Source organism: Nocardia sp. NPDC055029 (assembly GCF_053608525.1).
This window is the reverse complement of record NZ_JBSGVQ010000017.1, coordinates 61,270-77,596: the sequence shown is the minus strand read 5'-3', so window position 1 is coordinate 77,596 and position 16,327 is coordinate 61,270. Positions and strand designations below refer to the sequence as shown.

General features: G+C 70.0%; 16 protein-coding genes. 11 read left to right on the top strand and 5 right to left on the bottom strand.

Annotated features, from left to right (window positions below; genetic code table 11):
- Nucleotides 1–6 precede the first annotated feature (6 nt).
- Nucleotides 7–282 (top strand): SelT/SelW/SelH family protein, encoded by a 276-nt coding sequence (locus ACWF9G_RS17155; protein ID WP_132369677.1) that lies wholly within the window; start codon nt 7–9, stop codon nt 280–282.
- A gap of 3 nt (nt 283–285) precedes the next feature.
- On the opposite strand, the gene ACWF9G_RS17150 is transcribed toward ACWF9G_RS17155, so the two are convergent.
- Nucleotides 286–627: a DoxX family protein gene (locus tag ACWF9G_RS17150; protein ID WP_379303728.1), complete on the bottom strand. Its 342-nt coding sequence runs from the start codon at nt 625–627 to the stop codon at nt 286–288.
- A gap of 75 nt (nt 628–702) precedes the next feature.
- Between ACWF9G_RS17150 and ACWF9G_RS17145 the strand changes: the two genes are divergently transcribed.
- Entirely contained in the window at nt 703–1,287 is a 585-nt protein-coding gene (locus tag ACWF9G_RS17145) for a TetR/AcrR family transcriptional regulator (protein ID WP_452516315.1), read from the top strand.
- Nucleotides 1,288–1,289: 2 nt separating this feature from the next.
- On the opposite strand, the gene ACWF9G_RS17140 is transcribed toward ACWF9G_RS17145, so the two are convergent.
- Complete coding sequence (locus ACWF9G_RS17140; protein WP_189026561.1) at nt 1,290–1,511, bottom strand: FmdB family zinc ribbon protein; 222 nt, start codon at nt 1,509–1,511, stop codon at nt 1,290–1,292.
- 104 nt (nt 1,512–1,615) lie between these two features.
- Here ACWF9G_RS17140 and ACWF9G_RS17135 point away from each other — a divergent pair, with 104 nt between their 5' ends.
- The 9 genes from ACWF9G_RS17135 to ACWF9G_RS17095 all read left to right on the top strand — a co-directional run bounded on the left by ACWF9G_RS17135 (nt 1,616) and on the right by ACWF9G_RS17095 (nt 13,229).
- Nucleotides 1,616–2,749 (top strand): ROK family protein, encoded by a 1,134-nt coding sequence (locus ACWF9G_RS17135; protein ID WP_452516313.1) that lies wholly within the window; start codon nt 1,616–1,618, stop codon nt 2,747–2,749.
- 172 nt (nt 2,750–2,921) lie between these two features.
- Nucleotides 2,922–3,965: an ABC transporter substrate-binding protein gene (locus ACWF9G_RS17130; protein WP_452516311.1), complete on the top strand. Its 1,044-nt coding sequence runs from the start codon at nt 2,922–2,924 to the stop codon at nt 3,963–3,965.
- Nucleotides 3,962–4,813 (top strand): ABC transporter permease, encoded by an 852-nt coding sequence (locus tag ACWF9G_RS17125; protein ID WP_452516309.1) that lies wholly within the window; start codon nt 3,962–3,964, stop codon nt 4,811–4,813. The genes ACWF9G_RS17130 and ACWF9G_RS17125 overlap by 4 nt, the downstream gene beginning before the upstream one ends.
- Nucleotides 4,789–5,550: an ABC transporter ATP-binding protein gene (locus tag ACWF9G_RS17120; protein ID WP_452516307.1), complete on the top strand. Its 762-nt coding sequence runs from the start codon at nt 4,789–4,791 to the stop codon at nt 5,548–5,550. The genes ACWF9G_RS17125 and ACWF9G_RS17120 overlap by 25 nt, the downstream gene beginning before the upstream one ends.
- A 32-nt stretch (nt 5,551–5,582) precedes the next feature.
- Entirely contained in the window at nt 5,583–6,926 is a 1,344-nt protein-coding gene (locus ACWF9G_RS17115) for an LLM class flavin-dependent oxidoreductase (RefSeq protein WP_452516305.1), read from the top strand.
- On the top strand, nt 6,923–10,648 hold the full coding sequence (locus ACWF9G_RS17110; RefSeq protein ID WP_452516303.1) for an ABC transporter ATP-binding protein: 3,726 nt from the start codon (nt 6,923–6,925) through the stop codon (nt 10,646–10,648). Before ACWF9G_RS17115 ends, ACWF9G_RS17110 begins: the two co-directional genes overlap by 4 nt.
- A 297-nt stretch (nt 10,649–10,945) precedes the next feature.
- Entirely contained in the window at nt 10,946–12,523 is a 1,578-nt protein-coding gene (locus ACWF9G_RS17105) for a carboxylesterase/lipase family protein (RefSeq protein ID WP_452516301.1), read from the top strand.
- Between the two features lie 110 nt (nt 12,524–12,633).
- Nucleotides 12,634–12,846 (top strand): toxin-antitoxin system HicB family antitoxin, encoded by a 213-nt coding sequence (locus ACWF9G_RS17100; protein WP_379303721.1) that lies wholly within the window; start codon nt 12,634–12,636, stop codon nt 12,844–12,846.
- Nucleotides 12,846–13,229 carry a type II toxin-antitoxin system death-on-curing family toxin gene (locus tag ACWF9G_RS17095; RefSeq protein WP_452516300.1) on the top strand — a complete coding sequence of 128 codons (384 nt, stop codon included), beginning with the start codon at nt 12,846–12,848 and terminating at the stop codon, nt 13,227–13,229. Before ACWF9G_RS17100 ends, ACWF9G_RS17095 begins: the two co-directional genes overlap by 1 nt.
- A gap of 87 nt (nt 13,230–13,316) precedes the next feature.
- On the opposite strand, the gene ACWF9G_RS17090 is transcribed toward ACWF9G_RS17095, so the two are convergent.
- Genes ACWF9G_RS17090 through rfbD form a run of 3 tightly spaced genes read right to left on the bottom strand, consistent with a single transcriptional unit; the run spans nt 13,317 to nt 16,191 of the window.
- The gene (locus ACWF9G_RS17090; RefSeq protein ID WP_452516298.1) at nt 13,317–14,396 is read right to left on the bottom strand and encodes a sugar phosphate nucleotidyltransferase; all 1,080 of its coding nucleotides are present in this window, start codon (nt 14,394–14,396) and stop codon (nt 13,317–13,319) included.
- A 35-nt stretch (nt 14,397–14,431) separates the two neighbouring features.
- Nucleotides 14,432–15,328: a glycosyltransferase family 2 protein gene (locus tag ACWF9G_RS17085; protein ID WP_378852908.1), complete on the bottom strand. Its 897-nt coding sequence runs from the start codon at nt 15,326–15,328 to the stop codon at nt 14,432–14,434.
- An 11-nt stretch (nt 15,329–15,339) separates the two neighbouring features.
- On the bottom strand, nt 15,340–16,191 hold the full coding sequence (gene rfbD, locus ACWF9G_RS17080; protein WP_452516296.1) for a dTDP-4-dehydrorhamnose reductase: 852 nt from the start codon (nt 16,189–16,191) through the stop codon (nt 15,340–15,342).
- Nucleotides 16,192–16,327: the final 136 nt, after the last annotated feature.

The window sequence follows — 16,327 nt, the reverse complement described above, 5'->3', positions numbered from 1 at the left end:
GACCTCGTGCCCAGGATCGCGATCGAATACTGCACCCAATGCCGCTGGCTGCTGCGCGCGAGCTGGATGGCACAGGAACTGCTGACGACCTTCGCCACCGAACTCGGCGAGGTGGCGCTGGTACCCGGTCAGGGCGGCATCTTCCGGATCACCCTCGACGGCGAGCAGCTGTGGGAACGCAAGGCGGACGGCGGTTTTCCCGATATCGCCGTCCTCAAGCAGCGCGTCCGCGACCGCATCGCCCCCGACCGCGATCTCGGCCACGTCGACCGGCGCGACTGAACCTCAGGCGAACAGGACGGCGCAGGCGACCGACAGTCCCAGAATGACCGCGGGCGGTCCGGCATGGCCGAGATCGCGGTGGATGGCATGCGCGATCAGCGCGAGGACGAAATAGACCACCAGGCCGAGTGCAGCGGCCAGACCCAGCGGCGTCCACCACAATCCGGCCACCAGACCACCCGCCGCCGCGAACAGCACGGCCGCGAGCAGCGGAAGTCTTCGCCGTTCGACCCCGACCCTGGCGTAGGCCGCCACGACCTCGGGCTTCCCCGACAATTTCGCACGGGCCGAGTAGACAAGCAGGGCGGCCAGCAGCAAGGCGACCACGATACGCGCGACGGTCATGGCGCGTCTTCTTCCACGAGCGGATAGGTCTCCTCGATTCTATACGTTTGTATAGATTCGTTCTAGGGTCGAAGCATGAGTCCGCAACCGAGTAACCGCACCGCCTTGCTCGAGGGTGCGTTGCGCTGTCTGGCGCGGATGCCGGTCGATCAGGTCTCCGCCCGCGCGGTCGCCGCCGAATCGGGCGCGAACCTGGCGTCCATCGGCTATCACTTCGGCTCGAAGGACGCACTGGTGACCGCAGCCGTTGTCGCGGGCCTCGATCGCTGGCTGGACGAGATAGCCGCGCGGGCGAGCGTCGTGCGCGCGGGCGCCGATCCGGCCGACCGCTTCCGGCGCGCTGTCGACGCGGCCGACGCCTCGCGTGGCGAACACGAGGGCCTGGCCCGTGCCTATGTCGTGGCGCTCGGCCGCGCGCAGCACGACCCGGTCGTCGCCGAGCGGCTCATCGATGGTTTCCGTCGCACCAGACCCGCGGTGGCCTCGGTGCTGGGCCTCGGCGCCGATGACATCGGTGTCGACGCGGGCGCACTGATGCACGCGATGTTCACCGGTCTGCTCGTCCAATCCCTGCTCGACGAGGATCTGGCACTGTCCGGCGACCGGATCGCCGACGCGCTACAGCGCATCGCCGATGCCCTTGCGGGCCAGGGCAACTGACCTCAGCAGCAGCCGCCCCCACCGCAGCAGCCGCCACCGGCGGGCCGGGGTGCCGCGACCGGCGCTGGTGCGGCACCGCGCCCCACGGTCCCGAATGTGGTCAGCAATTTGACCGTGTCGTCGTGCCCGGCGGGGCAAGCGGCCGGATCCGAAGCCTGGGCCATCGGCCGGTTCACCTCGAACGTGTCGCCGCAGGAGCGACACCGGAAGCTGTAGTTCGGCATCGGCACAGTGTAGGCGGGCACTTGTGATCAGCGTGCGCCGAAGTCTTCGCCCGGCGGAGGTGGCTCCGTAGCCTCATCGGTCAGCGGTGACGGCGAGGTGGCACATGACGAACAGCAGCGCGGGGGCAGTGTTGCGGGCGGTGCTCGAGCTCGGGGCCGCGCCGCGCAGTATCGTGGCGCGGCGAGCCGGGGTGTCGCCCGCGACGGTGACCTGGCAGAGCAAGGCCCTGCTGGCGGCCGGGCTACTGGTCGAGCTGCCTGAGACGGCGGGGCCGGCCGGGGTCGGCCGCCCGCACAGTCCGATCGCGCTCGATGCCGCCGGGAACGTGGTGCTCGCGGTGCACATCGCCGCGGCGCAGATCACCGTCGCCGTGGTCGATATCGCCGGGAACGTGCTGTCGAGTGAGCTGGTGCCGCACCGCACGCGCGCGCCCTACGACATCCTCGACACCGCGATCGAGCGGGTGCAGGCGGTCGCGGCGAGCCTGTCCGACGACGTCCGGGTCCGTGGGCTCGGGGTGGCCGTCGGTGGTCGCGTCGACACCACCACCGGTTCGGTCGTCGACCACTCCTACCTGCGCTGGCGCGATGTGCCGGTCCGCGAATACCTGGCCGCGCGAACGGGTTTGCCGACCAGCGTGGACAGTCATACCCGGGCGCTGGCGCACGTCGAGCAGCTCTACGGGCGCCTGCGCGGCACGACGAGTTCGATCGTGCTGTTCGTCGGCAATGTCATCGATGCCGCGATCGCGGTGCACGGCCGGGTGCACTACGGCCCGCACTCCGGCGCTGGTTCGATCGCTCGACTACTCGGCGCGACAGTCGGATCCGCGTTCGCGCTCGACGATTTCGGTGACCACGCGCTCCTGGCGCGCGCGGTGACGGCCGGGCAGGTCGACAGCATGGCGGGGCTGGTGGCGGCCGCGGCGGCGGGTGGCCCGGAACGGGCGTACTTCCTCGAACGAGCCACGGCGATGGGCGAAGTGGCGGCCGCGCTCATCGATCTGCTCGATCCCGAGGCGCTGGTGCTCGTCGATCGGGGCCTTGGCAAGGTGCCCGGGGTACGCGAGGCCTATGACGACGCGGTCCGCGCGCACTCGGCGATCGGTGCCGACCCGACGGAGGTGGTGTGCGAATCGGCCTTCACCGGGCAGGTGCTGGCGATGTCGGCGGCCGGCGTGGTGCTCCACGAATTGTTCCGCGAACCGCTGACCTCGGTGGTCGCCGACGCGGTTTGATTCGTGGTTATTTTAAGACAGTCGAATATTGACCGGAATGGTCCCGAAAAGCGACAGTTATCGGCATGAACAGAATGAACACCGGCTGCGTCCGGGAATTGCCGGAGCTGCGGTGTTGTCGCGGTTCGAATTCGCTTCACACCCTTACTTCGATTCGATCCGGGAAATCATCATGCGTAAAAATATTCGACGAATAGCGCTGCTCGCCGCGGCCGCCTCGCTGCTGGCGGTGTCGTGCGCTACGGGAGACGAGGACAGCTCGGCGCTCACCGCTCCGCTGCTCACCCAGGTGCCGCCCGGCGTCTCGCTGACCGTCGCGGCCAACACCGCCAAGGTGGCGCTGACGGCCTCCGGCGAGCTGGGCAAACTGCCGTTCACCGTGTCGTCGTGGCCCGCTGTCTCCGCCGGTCCCGACGTGATCCAGGCCTTCCGGGGCGGCTCGGTCGACCTGGCCACCAACGCGGGCATTCCGCCGATCCACGCCAACGCCACCGGTTTCGACGCCAAGATCGTCGGCGTCAAGGTGCGCACGACGCCGCTGTACAAGCTGGCCACCGCGCCCGGTTCGAGCATCGACAGCCTCGATGACCTGCGTGGCAAGAAGATCGGCTTCTCGCCGGGCCAGGCCCAGGGCGTGGTGGTGCTGCGCACCCTCAAGGCCGCGGGCATCCGCACCGACGAGGTCGAGCTGATCGAACTGTCCAGCACCAAGTTCCTGACCGCCCTGCAGGCCAGGGAGATCGACGTCGCCCCGCTCGGTGAGCCGACGCTGACGAAGTACCTCGACAAGTACGCCTCCGAGGGCGCGACCGCGGTCCAGACCCCGGCGGTCGACGCGCTGAGCGTGCTGTGGGCGCCGACCACGGTGCTGCGCGACGACAGCAAGGCCGCCGCCGTCGCCGAATTCGTGAAATTCTGGGCGCGCGGTGAGGTGTGGGCCTGGGAACATCCCAACGAATGGATCGACGCGTACTACGTCAAAGATCAGACGGTATCGGTGGACGACGGCAAGCGCATTCTGACGACCGTCGAGAAGCCGTACTTCCCGGAGAAATGGGACGAGGCGATCTCCTGGGAGCAGGAAACGATCGACCTGGTGACCGGTGCCGGATTCTTCGGTGCGAAGTTCGACGCCGAGAAACTGTTCGACCGGCGCTTCGAGAAGATCGCGTTCGACGCGGTGTCGGCCACGTATCGGGGCAAGGGGACGCAATGACCATCGCCCTGTCCCGCACGGCGGTTCCGGTCGCCGCGCCCACCACCGACGGATTCGTCGAACGGCGGGCACTGCGCAGGCTCGGGCTGCGCAAGGCCATCCCCGCGGCCCGCCTGCTCGGCGTGGCGTTGCTGCTCGGCGCCTGGGCGGGCGGCGCGCTGTTCGGGCTGATCGATCCGCGCAAACTGTCGGCGCCGTGGACCGTCCTGCAGACCGGCTGGGAACTGACGGTCGACGGCCCGCTGCTGGCCAACCTGGGTGTCTCGTTGCAACGGGCGATGCTCGGCCTGGTCATCGGGGTGCTCGTCGGCACCACGCTCGCGGTGATCGCCGGGCTGTCCCGGTTCGGGGAGTCGCTCATCGACGGGCCGGTCCAGATCAAGCGGGCCATCCCCACCCTGGGCCTGATCCCGCTGATGATCCTGTGGCTCGGCATCGGCGAGGAGTTCAAGGTCGTGCTGATCACCCTCGGGGTGATCGTGCACATGTACATCCAGACCCACGCCTCGCTCACCACGATCGATCAGAAACTCGTGGAACTGTCGGAGGTGCAGGGGGTCTCGCGCGCCGAGTTCATCCGCCGCGTGGTGATCCCCGGTTCGCTGCCCGGCTTCTTCCTCGGCTTGCGGCTTTCGGTGACCAGCGCGTGGCTGGTGCTGATCGTGGTCGAGACGGTCAACGCCACCGACGGTCTCGGCAAGATGATGACCAACGCGCAGAACTACGGACAGGCCGATGTGATCCTGGTCGGCCTCGTGGTCTACGGCGTCTTCGGCCTGGTCTCGGACTCGCTGATCCGGCTGCTGGAACGAAAGGTGCTGTCATGGCGACGCACTATCGCGGGGTGAGCAAACCCGAGGTGACCGGTGTGGCGGTCCGCGGGCTGACCCGCAAGTTCGGCGATCGCGCCGTCCTCGATTCGATCGACCTGACCATTCCGGCCGGGCAGTTCGTCGCCCTGCTCGGGCGCAGCGGCTCGGGCAAGAGCACGCTGCTGCGGGCGCTGGCCGGACTCGACTACGACGTCGACGGCACCGGCACGCTGCGGATTCCGGCGAAGACCTCCGTGGTGTTCCAGGATTCGCGGCTGCTGCCCTGGCAGCGGGTACTGCCCAACGTGCTCTACGGGCAGCCGCGCTCCCGGCGTCCCGCGGCCGAACAGGTACTCGCCGAGGTGGGTCTGGCCGGGCGGGAACGGGCCTGGCCCAACGAGCTCTCCGGCGGTGAGCAGCAACGGGTTTCGCTGGCCCGGTCGCTGGTCGGCGAGCCCGACCTGCTGCTGGCCGACGAACCGTTCGGCGCGCTCGACGCGCTCACCCGGATCAAGATGCACGCCCTGCTGCGGGATCTGATCAGCAGGCATCGCCCGACCGTGCTGCTGGTCACCCACGATGTCGACGAGGCGGTCGCCCTCGCCGACCGGGTGATCGTGCTCGACGAGGGCAGGTTGACCGTGGACATCCGGGTCGAGCTGCCCGGCGAGCGCGATCCGAGCCTGCCCGCCTTCCAGCGCGTCCGGCGCTCCCTGCTGACCGCGCTCGGTGTCGCCGCCGACGCCATCCTCGAACCCGCCACCGTCGCCTGATCTTTCGACGGCGCGGACCGGAAAGGACCCTCATGACCAAACAACTGCACCTCAATGCCTTCCTGATGTCGGTCGGCCATCACGAGGCGGCCTGGCGGCTGCCCGAGAGCGATCCGCACGCGCACACCGACATCGACTACTACGTCAGGCTGGCCAAGACCGCCGAGCGTGGCAAGCTCGACTCGATCTTCTTCGCCGACAGTCCCGTTCTGATGGGCGATCCGGGCCGCAGGCCGAGCGGCAAGCTCGAGCCGACCGTCATCCTGACCGCCGTGGCCGTGCAGACCAGCCGGATCGGGCTCATCGCCACCGCCTCGACCAGCTACAACGACCCCTACAACCTGGCCCGCCGGTTCTCCTCGGTGGACTGGGCGAGCAACGGCAGGGCGGGCTGGAACATCGTCACCACCGCGGGCGCCGACGCGGCCCGCAACTTCGGCCTCGACGACACCCCCGACCACAAGCTGCGCTACGAGAAGGCCGCCGAATTCGTCGATGTCGCGACGAAACTGTGGGACAGCTGGGACGACGACGCCATCCTGGCCGACAAGGAACTCGGCATCCACACCGACGCGTCCAAGGTGCGCAAGATCCTGCACCACGGCGAGTTCTTCCGGGTCGACGGCCCGCTCAACGTGCCGCGCTCCCCGCAGGCGTATCCGCTGCTGGTGCAGGCGGGTTCGTCGGAGGACGGCAAGGAGTTCGCGGCCCGCTACGCCGAGGCCGTGTTCACCGCGCAGCAGACCCTCGACGACGCCAAGGCCTTCTACACCGATCTCAAGGCGCGCACCGTCGCCGCGGGCCGTGACCCGGAGACCATCAAGATCCTGCCCGGCATCGTCCCGATCATCGGCGACACCGAGGAGCAGGCCCGCGCGCTCGATGACGAACTGGCCCGGCTGATCTCGCCCGAGTACGCCCGCAAGCAGCTCGCCGCGCACTTCAAGCTGCCCATCGACCAGCTCGACCTGGACAGCGAGCTGCCCGAGGACCTGCCCACCGAGGACGACATCCAGGGCTCCAAGAGCCGCTTCACCCTGATCGTGAATCTGGCTCGGCGCGAACGGCTCACGCTGCGCGAGCTGATCGCGCGGCTCGGCGGCGGGCGTGGGCACCGCACCTTCGCGGGCACCGCGGTGCAGGTGGCCGACGCCATCGAGGACTGGTTCCGGCAGGGCGCGGCCGACGGGTTCAACATCATGCCCGCCGTGCTGCCGTCGGGCCTGGAGCGATTCGTCGACGAGGTGGTCCCGATCCTGCAGGAGCGCGGCCTGTTCCGCACCGAGTACACCGAGACCACCCTGCGTGGTCACTACGGCCTGGCCCGGCCCGCCAACCAATTCGACCAGGCGGACGCGCTCGTGGCTGCCCGATGAGAGTGGACTGGATCCGCTACCTGATCGGTCGCTGTCTGGAGCACCGGCGGCTGGTGGTCGTCAGCTACACCGGCGCGCTGGCGGCGGCGCTGCTCACCGCGGCGCTGCCGCTGGTCGTGCGCCATGTGGTCGACACGCTCAGCGCCACGGCGGCCTCGGTGGCGCCGTGGGTCGCGGTGCTGCTTGTGCTCGGTGCGGCCAGGTTCGGTTCGTCCTACGCGCGCCGGGTCGCCTCCTCGGAGCTGTCGCTCGGCGTGCAGCACGACCTGCGCCGTGACCTGTTCGCGGCGCTGCTGCGGCTGAACGGGCGCGAGCAGGCGCAGCTGCGCACGGGGCAGGTGGTGAGCAGGGCGATCACCGACGTGACGCTGATCCAGATGTTCCTGCAGCTCATCCCGATGATCGCGGGCAATGTCGCGCTGCTGTTCGCGGTGCTGGTGCTGATGACGGTGATGTCGCCCGCGCTCACCGTGATCGCGCTGCTGGTGCTGCCGGGGCTGTGGGTCGTCACCCAGCGCAGTCAGCGCCAGCTCTTCCCGGCCAACTGGGACGCCCAGGCCCGCGCCGCCGAGGTGGCGATGCGGGTGGAGGCCGCGGTGGCAGGGGTGCGGGTGGTCAAGGGTTTCGGGCAGGAACAGCACGAGCTCGACCAGCTCGGGGACAGCGCGCGCGATCTGTATCGGTCGCGGTTGCGGGTCGCCCGGATCACCAGCCGGTTCATCCCGGTCGTGCAGGCGGTGCCCGCCGCGGGCCAGGCGCTGATCCTGGTCGTCGGCGGGTTGCTCGCGCTGCGCCAGGCCATCACGCTCGGCACGTTTCTCGCGTTCATGACGTATCTGAGCGCGTTCGTCGGCCCGGTGCGCCAGTTCTCGATGCTGCTCACGGTGAGTCAGCAGGGCAAGGCCTCGCTGGACCGGGTGCGCGAGGTGATCGAGGCGCCGGGCTCCGACGCGCGCGCGGCCGGAACCGGGACCGTGGTCGCCGGGCGGCCACCGAGCGTCGAATTCCGCTCGGTCCGTTTCGGTTTCGGGGACGCCCCGATCCTGGACGGCCTCGATCTGACCATCGGATCCGGCGAGACTGTCGCCATCGCAGGTGGGGCGGGCAGCGGTAAATCGATCCTGGTGTCGCTGCTGCCCGCGCTGCTCGAACCCGAGGCGGGCGCCGTCCTCATCGACGGCGTCGATCTACGCGCGCTGCCCGATCCGCGCGAGCGGGTGGCGATGGTCTTCGAGGACACGCACCTGATGGCCGACACGATCCGGGCCAATGTCGCCTACGGCCGACCCGACGCGAGCGACGACCAGGTCCGGCACGCGCTGTATCTCGCCGCAGCCGACGAGTTCGTCGACGCGCTGCCGCAGGGGCTCGAGACCACCATCGGCGAACGCGGCCAGCGACTCTCGGGTGGCCAGCGCCAGCGCATCGCGCTCGCCCGGGCCCTGCTCACCGATGCTCCCGTCCTGGTGCTCGACGACGCCACCTCGGCCATCGACGCCCAGGTGGAGGAACAGATCCACCAGCGCATCGGCGCCGAGTTGCGGCAGCGCACGACGATCGTTGTCGCCCACCGGCTCTCGACGCTCGCCTTGGCCGACCGGGTCGCGGTCCTCGATGGCGGCCGCGTCGCCGAACTCGGGACCCTGCGCGAACTCCAGCAGTCCGGCGAACTGTTCCGCGCCCTGTTCACCCCGCCCGAGGTCGTCGGCATCGGCGCAGGCCCGCACCGCGACACCGCGCGGGTGGCGACCGACGAACTATGGGTGGCGCCCGAGGTCGACGAGGACGACGACCGCACCATGGAACACCTGGCCAAGGCGTTCGCGCGCCGGTCGGCGGGCGCGCCTGCCGGTCCGGGCGGACCGGGCGGCGGGATGATGGCGGTCGCTCCGCCGACCGGTGATGTCGTCGCCCTGCTGGACCGGCTGCCGCCGGTGTCGGGCGAACCGGACGTCGAGCGGTCCTTCTCGCACACCCCCGACACCGCGTTCTCGCTGCCGCGCTTGCTGCGGCCGTTCACCTGGCCGCTGTTGGCCGGGCTCGGCCTGGTCGGGCTCGACGCCCTCGCCCAGGTGCTGATCCCATTCCTGGTGCGCTACGGCATCGACCACGGCGTGCTGGCCGGCGCGCGCGATGTGGTACTCGGCGCCGCCGCGCTGGCGATCGTGGTCGTGGTGGTGGACTGGGGGATCAGCGTCGCCCAGGTGCGGGTCACCGGGCGGGTGGGGGAGCGGCTGCTCTACGGACTGCGCCTGAAGACCTTCGCGCACCTGCAACGGCTCGGCCTGCAGTACTACGAGCGCGAGCTCGGCGGCCGGATCATGACCAGGATGACCACCGATGTCGACGGCCTGTCGGCATTCCTGCAGACCGGCCTTGCCACCGCGCTCACCAGCACGGTCACCATCGCGGGTGTGGTCGCGGCGCTGCTGGTGATCGATGCCGGGCTGGCCATGGTGGTGCTCGCGCTGCTGCCGATCCTGGCGGTGGCCACGGTCGCCTTCCGGCGGGCCTCGGTGCCTGCCTACAACCTGGCCAGGGAGCGGGTGAGCGCGGTCAACGCCTACCTGCAGGAGAACGTCGACAACATCACCGTCACCCAGGCGTTCCGCCGGGAAGCGGTGAACCAGGCCGAGTTCGAACGGCGCTCGTGGGCCTACCGTGACGCCAGGTTGCGCTCGCAGGTGCTGATGGCGGTGTTCTTCCCGTGCATCGAGCTGATGTCGGTGATCGCCACGGCCGCGGTGCTCGCGGTCGGGGTGCACCAGGTGCGCGACGACCTGCTCACCGCGGGCACGCTGATCGCGTTCCTGCTCTACATCGAGCTGCTGTTCGCCCCGATCCAGCAGCTGTCGCAGGTGTTCGACAGCTATCAGCAGGCGGTGGTCGGCGTCGACCGCATCGGCGACCTGCTGCGCACCCCGGTCGACACCCCCGAGGCCGACGACCCGCTGCCGGTCACCCGGCTCGACGGCGCGATCGAACTGCGCGCGGTGAGCTTCGGCTACGCCGCGCGTGAGCGCACCGTGCTCGACGGGCTCGATCTGCGGATCGCGCCGGGACAGAAGGTCGCGCTGGTCGGGGAGACCGGCGCCGGCAAGTCGACGCTGGTCAAGCTGCTCGCCCGGTTCTACGACCCGACCGGCGGCGCCGTCATCGTCGACGGTGTGGACATCCGCCGATTCCGGCTGCGCGACTACCGCAAACGGCTCGGCGTCGTTCCACAGGAACCGTTCCTGTTCGGCGACACCGTGCGCGAGGCCATCGCCTACGGCAACCCCGGGGCGGAACCGGCCGAGATCGAGTGGGCCGCACGGGCGGTCGGCGCGCACGAGATGATCGCGGCGCTCGAACACGGCTACCACCAGTCCATCGGCGCGCACGGGCGCAGCCTCTCGGCGGGTCAGCGACAGCTGCTCGCGCTGGCCAGGGCCCAGCTGATCGACCCGGACATCCTGATCCTGGACGAGGCGACCGCCTCGCTGGATCTGGCCACCGAGGCGCGGGTGCGTGCCGCGGTGGACGTGCTGACGGCGGGGCGCACCACGATCGTCGTCGCGCACCGGCTGGCGACCGCCGCCGACGCCGATCTGATCGCGGTGGTCGGCGGGGGGAAGCTGGTGGAGGTCGGCACGCATGCCGAGCTGCTCGCCGCCGACGGCCCGTACCGACGGCTGTGGGCCGCCTACGTCAGCGACGAAGCGCAGCGTATTTCCAGCTAACAATGTGCGGTGTCGGCCGCCGCCCGGACGGGGATCTCCGGGCAGCGGCCGGCTTCGTCGGGTATCCGGGCGCGGCGCAGGCCGCGGGTGTGGCCGAATCCGCATCATGACCGCTGGGCAGCGCGCTGAAAGGCGGGTTCGGTGTGTTCCGCGGAGTAACTGTTACCTGCGGGAATGGTGCGTTGGGAGGCCGTCCGGGGCGAGCGGACGTACTCTCGAAAAGAGTCACCAGGTGCTGCGGCCTGCGGGAGCAAATACACAGGCACCCGTGGGGTCGCGCCGGCTAGGAGGTGTGCGATGAGCATTCAGTCCGATCTCGACCCCGACGTGCGGACGCACGAGGCCGAACCGCTGGCGCGAACCGAGTACGGAATCGTCAGCGGGACCTGGGACGGGCCGGTCGCCGTGTGGCGCAGCGTCCCCTACGCCGCGGCGCCTGCCGGACCGGCCCGGTTCAGCCTGCCGCAGCCCCCGCCGCGCTGGGACGGCGTGCGCGACTGCGTCGTCTTCGGTGATATCGCGCCGCAGGCCATGGGCTCGATGGTCCCGGTCGACTCCGATCTGGCCATGGGCGAGGACTGTCTGTGGGTGAATGTCTGGTCGCCGCGACCGGAGCCGAGCGACGACGAACCGCGGCCGGTGATGGTGTGGCTGCACGGCGGCGCGTACTGCCTCGGCACTGCCGCCCAGACCATCTACGACGGGCGCAGACTGGCCGAAGCGGGCGACGTGGTCGTGGTCTCGGTGAACTACCGGATCGGGGTGCTCGGCTTCCTCGACCTGTCCTCGTTCGGTGCGCCGTTCACCCCGAATCTGGGCCTGCACGATCAGCTGGCCGCGCTGGCCTGGGTGCGCGACAATATCGCCGCGTTCGGTGGTGATCCGGGCAATATCACGGTGTTCGGTGAGTCCTCGGGCGCCGGCTGCGTCACCGCCCTGCTCACCTCGCCCGCCGCGGCCGGGTTGTTCCACAAGGCGATCGCCCAGAGCCCGCCGGCCACCACCGTATTCGGGCAGGAACGTGCCGCCGTCGTCGCCCAGCGCTATCTCGAACTGCTCGAACTCGGCCCTGGCGACGCGGAACGGCTGCTCGAACTGCCGATCGAGCAGCTCGTCGAGGTCGGTGCGGTGCTGCTGGACGAGGTACCGATCAAGGAGCCGGGCAGGCTCGCGGCGGCGCCGGTCGTCGACGGTGACCTGCTGCCCGGCTATCCGATCGACCGCTTCCAGCAGGGACTCTCGCACCGGGTGCCGCTGCTGATCGGCACCAACCGCGACGAGGCCTCGCTGTTTCGCGTGCTGCGGTCACCGATCATGCCGGTGACTCCCGACGCGGTGAACGCGATGCTCAACGATGTCGCCGCCTCGCATCCGGAGATGTCGCCGGAACGGATCGCCGAGATCACCTCCGCCTACCCCGACCTCACGAAAACCCGTGGGGCGCTGGCCATGTCCACCGACGCCGCCTTCCGGATGCCCGCCGCCTGGGTCGCCGAGGGCCACGCCCAGCACTCACCGACCTGGATGTACCGCTTCGACTACGCCACCCCGATGTTGAAGGCGGCGCGCGTCGGTGCCGGGCACGCCACCGAATTGCCGTACGTCTTCGGCAATTTCGGCACCCTGAACCACGATCCGACGTTCTGGCTCGGCGGCCGCAAGGCCTCGGTCGCGGTGTCGGGCCGCATGCAGCGCCGCTGGCTCGCCTTCGCCGAACACGGCGTGCCCGCGGCACTGGACGGCTCCAAACACTGGCCGCACTATCTGCCCGCCGCCCGCACCACCCTGCTCATCGACACCATCGACCGCGTCGTCGACAACCCCGACGCCGACCTGCACACGGCCTGGGGCGACCAAGCCGTCGGCTTCAGCTGATCCCGCCTAGCCGAGCAGACCCAGGATCGGCGCACCGAGCGCGCCCAGCCACCGCGCGAGGGCGGGTCTAGGCACGCGGCCGATCACACGGATGGTGCTAAATTGGTGCTATGTCGAATCTGAATCTGCGGCTACCCGACGACCTGCATGCCGTCGCCGCGGCTGAAGCCGACGCGGCGCACATGTCGCTCAACAGTGTGATTTGCGATGCCCTCCGAGAATGGGTCGCCTTGCGTGCGCTCAGCCGCAAGGAGGATGCCATTCTGGATCGCGTCATGAACGAGGATGCGGATCTGCTCGCGCTGATCCGGGGAATCGAGTAGTGCGTCCAGAAGCGCTGATCAAATGCAACCAGCGAGTCACCGAGGGGAGCGGTGCGATTCGTGATCTGGGGCTGGTCGCCGCGGCCGCGACGCGTGCGGACCAGATCGTGCTGGGTCGCGAGGCGTACCCGACACCGGAGCTGAAGGCCGCGGCGGTCTTCCAATCGGTCATCCGTGATCAGCCATTCACCGAGGGCAACGAGATGACCGCGTGGGTTGCCGTTCGTCTGCTCCTCGGATGCTATGGGCTTGTCCCGGGCATCGAGCCCACCGCAGTGGTCGCGCTGATCGACGCCGTCGCGACGGAACGCACCGAGGTTGCCTGGATTGCGACCCGGTTCGCGGTCCGTCCGCACGTCGCGCCTGCGTCGTCGACTGCCTGATCGCCCTCCGGCCAGGCGGTTTTACTCCCGGTGGAGACACCGCGGAGCCGCTACCGGATGTCCGGTGGCGGCCCCGCGTCGAGCAGATCAGACGTCGGTGGAGAAGCGGATGCCGCCGTCGGGGATCTCCACGCCCGGCCAGACCCGAGCCCCGCGCAGCAGTTCGCAACGCGCGCCGATATTGGCGCCGTCACCGATCACGCCGTCGCGCACCAGCGCGCGCGGACCGATCCGGGCGCCGAACCCGACGATCGAGCGTTCCACGGTCGCGCCCGCCTCGACGACCGCGCCGTCGAAGATGACCGCGCCGTCCAGTCGCGCGCCCGCACCGATCTCGGCGCCACGCCCGACCACGGTGCCGCCGATGAGCAGTGCGCCCGGCGCAACCCCGGCACCGGGATGGACCAGCGACTCGCCACGCTGACCAGGCAGTGCGGGCGAGGGGGCGATGCCGCGGACCAGGTCGGCCGAGCCGCGCACGAAGTCCTCCGGGGTACCCATGTCACGCCAGTAGGACGCGTCGACATGGCCCTGCAACCGCGCGCCCTCGGCCAGCAGCGCGGGGAAGACCTCGCGCTCCACCGAGACCGGGCGACCGGTCGGGATCTTCTCGATGTACTCGCGGCGGAACACGTAGCAACCCGCGTTGATCTGGTCGGTCGGCGGATCCTGGGTCTTCTCCAGGAACGCGGTGACCCGGCCGTCGGCGTCGGTCGGCACGCAACCGAAGGCGCGCGGGTCGCTGACCCGGACCAGGTGCAGGGTGACGTCGGCGTTGGTCGACTCGTGGGTGTCGAGGATCGCGCCGAGGTCGGTGCCGCCGAGCACGTCGCCGTTGAACACCATCACGTTGTCCGCGCGCAGCCTGGGCAGCACGTTGCGGATACCGCCACCGGTGCCGAGCGGCTCGGTCTCGGTGACGTACTCGAGCTCTAGCCCCAGCTCGGAGCCGTCACCGAAGTGCTCTTCGAACACCTCGGCCTTGAACGAGGTGCCCAGCACCACGTGGGTGATCCCGGCCTCGGCGATGCGGGCCAGCAGGTGGGTCAGGAACGGCAGCCCGGCCGTCGGCAGCATCGGCTTGGGCGCCGAGAGGGTAAGCGGACGCAGCCGCGTGCCCTGTCCGCCGACGAGGATGACCGCGTCGGTGCCTGAGTTGCCTGCCATCGAGTTTCCCCTGTTCACAGTGGACCGGTACCTGCTCAGGCGCCGGTTCGCGCTTTCTCGCGCAGGGCCGATCGAACCGCAATCCGGGAGCGAACCGCAAGTCCGGCGCGCAGCGCGCCCCGCAACGGCGCCTGCCACCAGTGCGGATGCCGGTCGGCCTGGAAGCGGTAGGCGCTGGCGTGGTGGGCGGGCAGCATCAGTTCGGGGTGCTTGCCCGCGGCGTGGCCCTTGGCGTGGGTGACCTCGGCGTCGGGGACGAACACGTTGTGCCAGCCCGCCTTGCCCATGCGGTCGCCGAAGTCCACGTCCTCCATGTACATGAAGTAGCGCGAGTCGAAGCCGTCGATGGTGTCGAACGCGGCCCGGCGCACCAGCAGGCACGAGCCGGACAGCCAGCCGACCACCCGCTCAGCGATCTCCTCGTTCTCCTGGCGGTAGCGCACCGACCACGGATTCTTCGGCCAGATCGCGCCCAGGATCGCGTGACCTGCGCCGTCGGCGAGGCCGGGGACGCGGCGCGCGGACGGGTAGACGCTGCCGTCGGGCTCACGGACCATCGGCCCGAACGCGCCGGCGCGCGGCCAGCGCTCGGCGGCCTCGAGCATCTTGTCGATGGAGTCGACGCCCCAGCGGATGTCCGGGTTGGCCAGGATCACGAACTCGATCGACGGGTCGATCTCGGCGACGGCCCGGTTGATGGCGCCGCCGTAGCCGATGTTGCCGCCGGTCCGCAGCAGCCGCACGTGTGAGTTGGCCTCGGCGACGAGCTCGGGCACGCCGTCGGTCGAGCCGTTGTCGGCCAGGATCACCTGCGGCTTCTCGCTGGTGGCATCGGCCAGGGTGGTGATGAAGTGCTCGAGGTGCTCGCCCGGTGAATAAGTCACCGTGACGACGGCAAGGCCCGCAGGGGCCGCGGAATCGGCTGCGTTCACGACTGCGCAGCCTAGCCGGACACGCGCTGTAGCGCGTCGGCTAGTGCGGAACGCCAAGCCCGCAGCGGGGTGAGCCCGGCCGCGTTCCACGTCGCGGGGGACAGCACCGAATAGGGCGGGCGCGGTGCGGGTCTGGGGAAGGCGCTCGAAGCACACGGCAGCACCCTGGCCGGATCGGCGCCGAGCTCGGTGAAAACGGCTACAGCCAGGTCGAACCAGGTGGCGGTGCCGGAATTGGTGGCGTGCAACACCCGCGGTGCGTCGGGGCGGGTGCTCAGTTCGAGCAGCGCGGCGGCCAGGTCGGCGGCGCTGGTGGGGGAGCCGACCTGGTCGTCGACGACGGTGACGGTGTCGCGTTCGGCTTCCAGCCTGCGCATGGTCGCGACGAAATCCCCCTCGACACCGGAGTACACCCAGGCGGTGCGCACGACCTGGCCGCCGAGCGCGAGCACGGCTTGCTCGCCCGCCAGCTTCGACTGCCCGTAGACCGTCGCGGGACCGGTGGGATCGCCGGGTTCATAGGGGGTGTCGGCGGTGCCGGGGAAGACGTAGTCGGTGGACACGTGGATCAGCCGGGCGCCCGCGGCGGCGCAGGCGGCGGCGAGGACGGCGGGACCGGTGGCATTGGCGGCGAAGGCGGCGTCGCGGTCGGACTCGGCGGCGTCGACCGCGGTGTAGGCCGCGCAGTTGATCAGCACCGCCCCCGGGGTGAGGACCGCGTCGACGGCGGCGCGGTCGGTGATGTCGAGCTCGGCCCTGCCGTAGCCCGCGGCATCGGGGGCGAGCCGCAGGATCTCTCGCCCCAGCAGCCCGCGCGCTCCGGTTACGATCAGGCGAGCGGGGGCGGGGAAATCGGTGTACACGCGGCCAGTCTGGCACGCCGTGGCACCTGCGGTTCGGCTCGACTGTGGTAACTGTTGGTTAGCCTGTGATGGCCGGTTGCGGCGGACGAGCCCAGGTGTACGAGATGGCGGGATGGCCGGGGGAGATTCGGAGCCG

Bases quoted from the DNA above. Each gene is read 5' to 3' on its own strand.
- ACWF9G_RS17150 (WP_379303728.1), bottom strand. From the start codon at position 627: ATGACCGTCGCGCGTATCGTGGTCGCCTTGCTGCTGGCCGCCCTGCTT.
- ACWF9G_RS17145 (WP_452516315.1), top strand. From the start codon at position 703: ATGAGTCCGCAACCGAGTAACCGCACCGCCTTGCTCGAGGGTGCGTTG.
- ACWF9G_RS17140 (WP_189026561.1), bottom strand. From the start codon at position 1,511: ATGCCGAACTACAGCTTCCGGTGTCGCTCCTGCGGCGACACGTTCGAG.
- ACWF9G_RS17135 (WP_452516313.1), top strand. From the start codon at position 1,616: ATGACGAACAGCAGCGCGGGGGCAGTGTTGCGGGCGGTGCTCGAGCTC.
- ACWF9G_RS17130 (WP_452516311.1), top strand. From the start codon at position 2,922: ATGCGTAAAAATATTCGACGAATAGCGCTGCTCGCCGCGGCCGCCTCG.
- ACWF9G_RS17125 (WP_452516309.1), top strand. From the start codon at position 3,962: ATGACCATCGCCCTGTCCCGCACGGCGGTTCCGGTCGCCGCGCCCACC.
- ACWF9G_RS17120 (WP_452516307.1), top strand. From the start codon at position 4,789: ATGGCGACGCACTATCGCGGGGTGAGCAAACCCGAGGTGACCGGTGTG.
- ACWF9G_RS17115 (WP_452516305.1), top strand. From the start codon at position 5,583: ATGACCAAACAACTGCACCTCAATGCCTTCCTGATGTCGGTCGGCCAT.
- ACWF9G_RS17110 (WP_452516303.1), top strand. From the start codon at position 6,923: ATGAGAGTGGACTGGATCCGCTACCTGATCGGTCGCTGTCTGGAGCAC.
- ACWF9G_RS17105 (WP_452516301.1), top strand. From the start codon at position 10,946: ATGAGCATTCAGTCCGATCTCGACCCCGACGTGCGGACGCACGAGGCC.
- ACWF9G_RS17100 (WP_379303721.1), top strand. From the start codon at position 12,634: ATGTCGAATCTGAATCTGCGGCTACCCGACGACCTGCATGCCGTCGCC.
- ACWF9G_RS17090 (WP_452516298.1), bottom strand. From the start codon at position 14,396: ATGGCAGGCAACTCAGGCACCGACGCGGTCATCCTCGTCGGCGGACAG.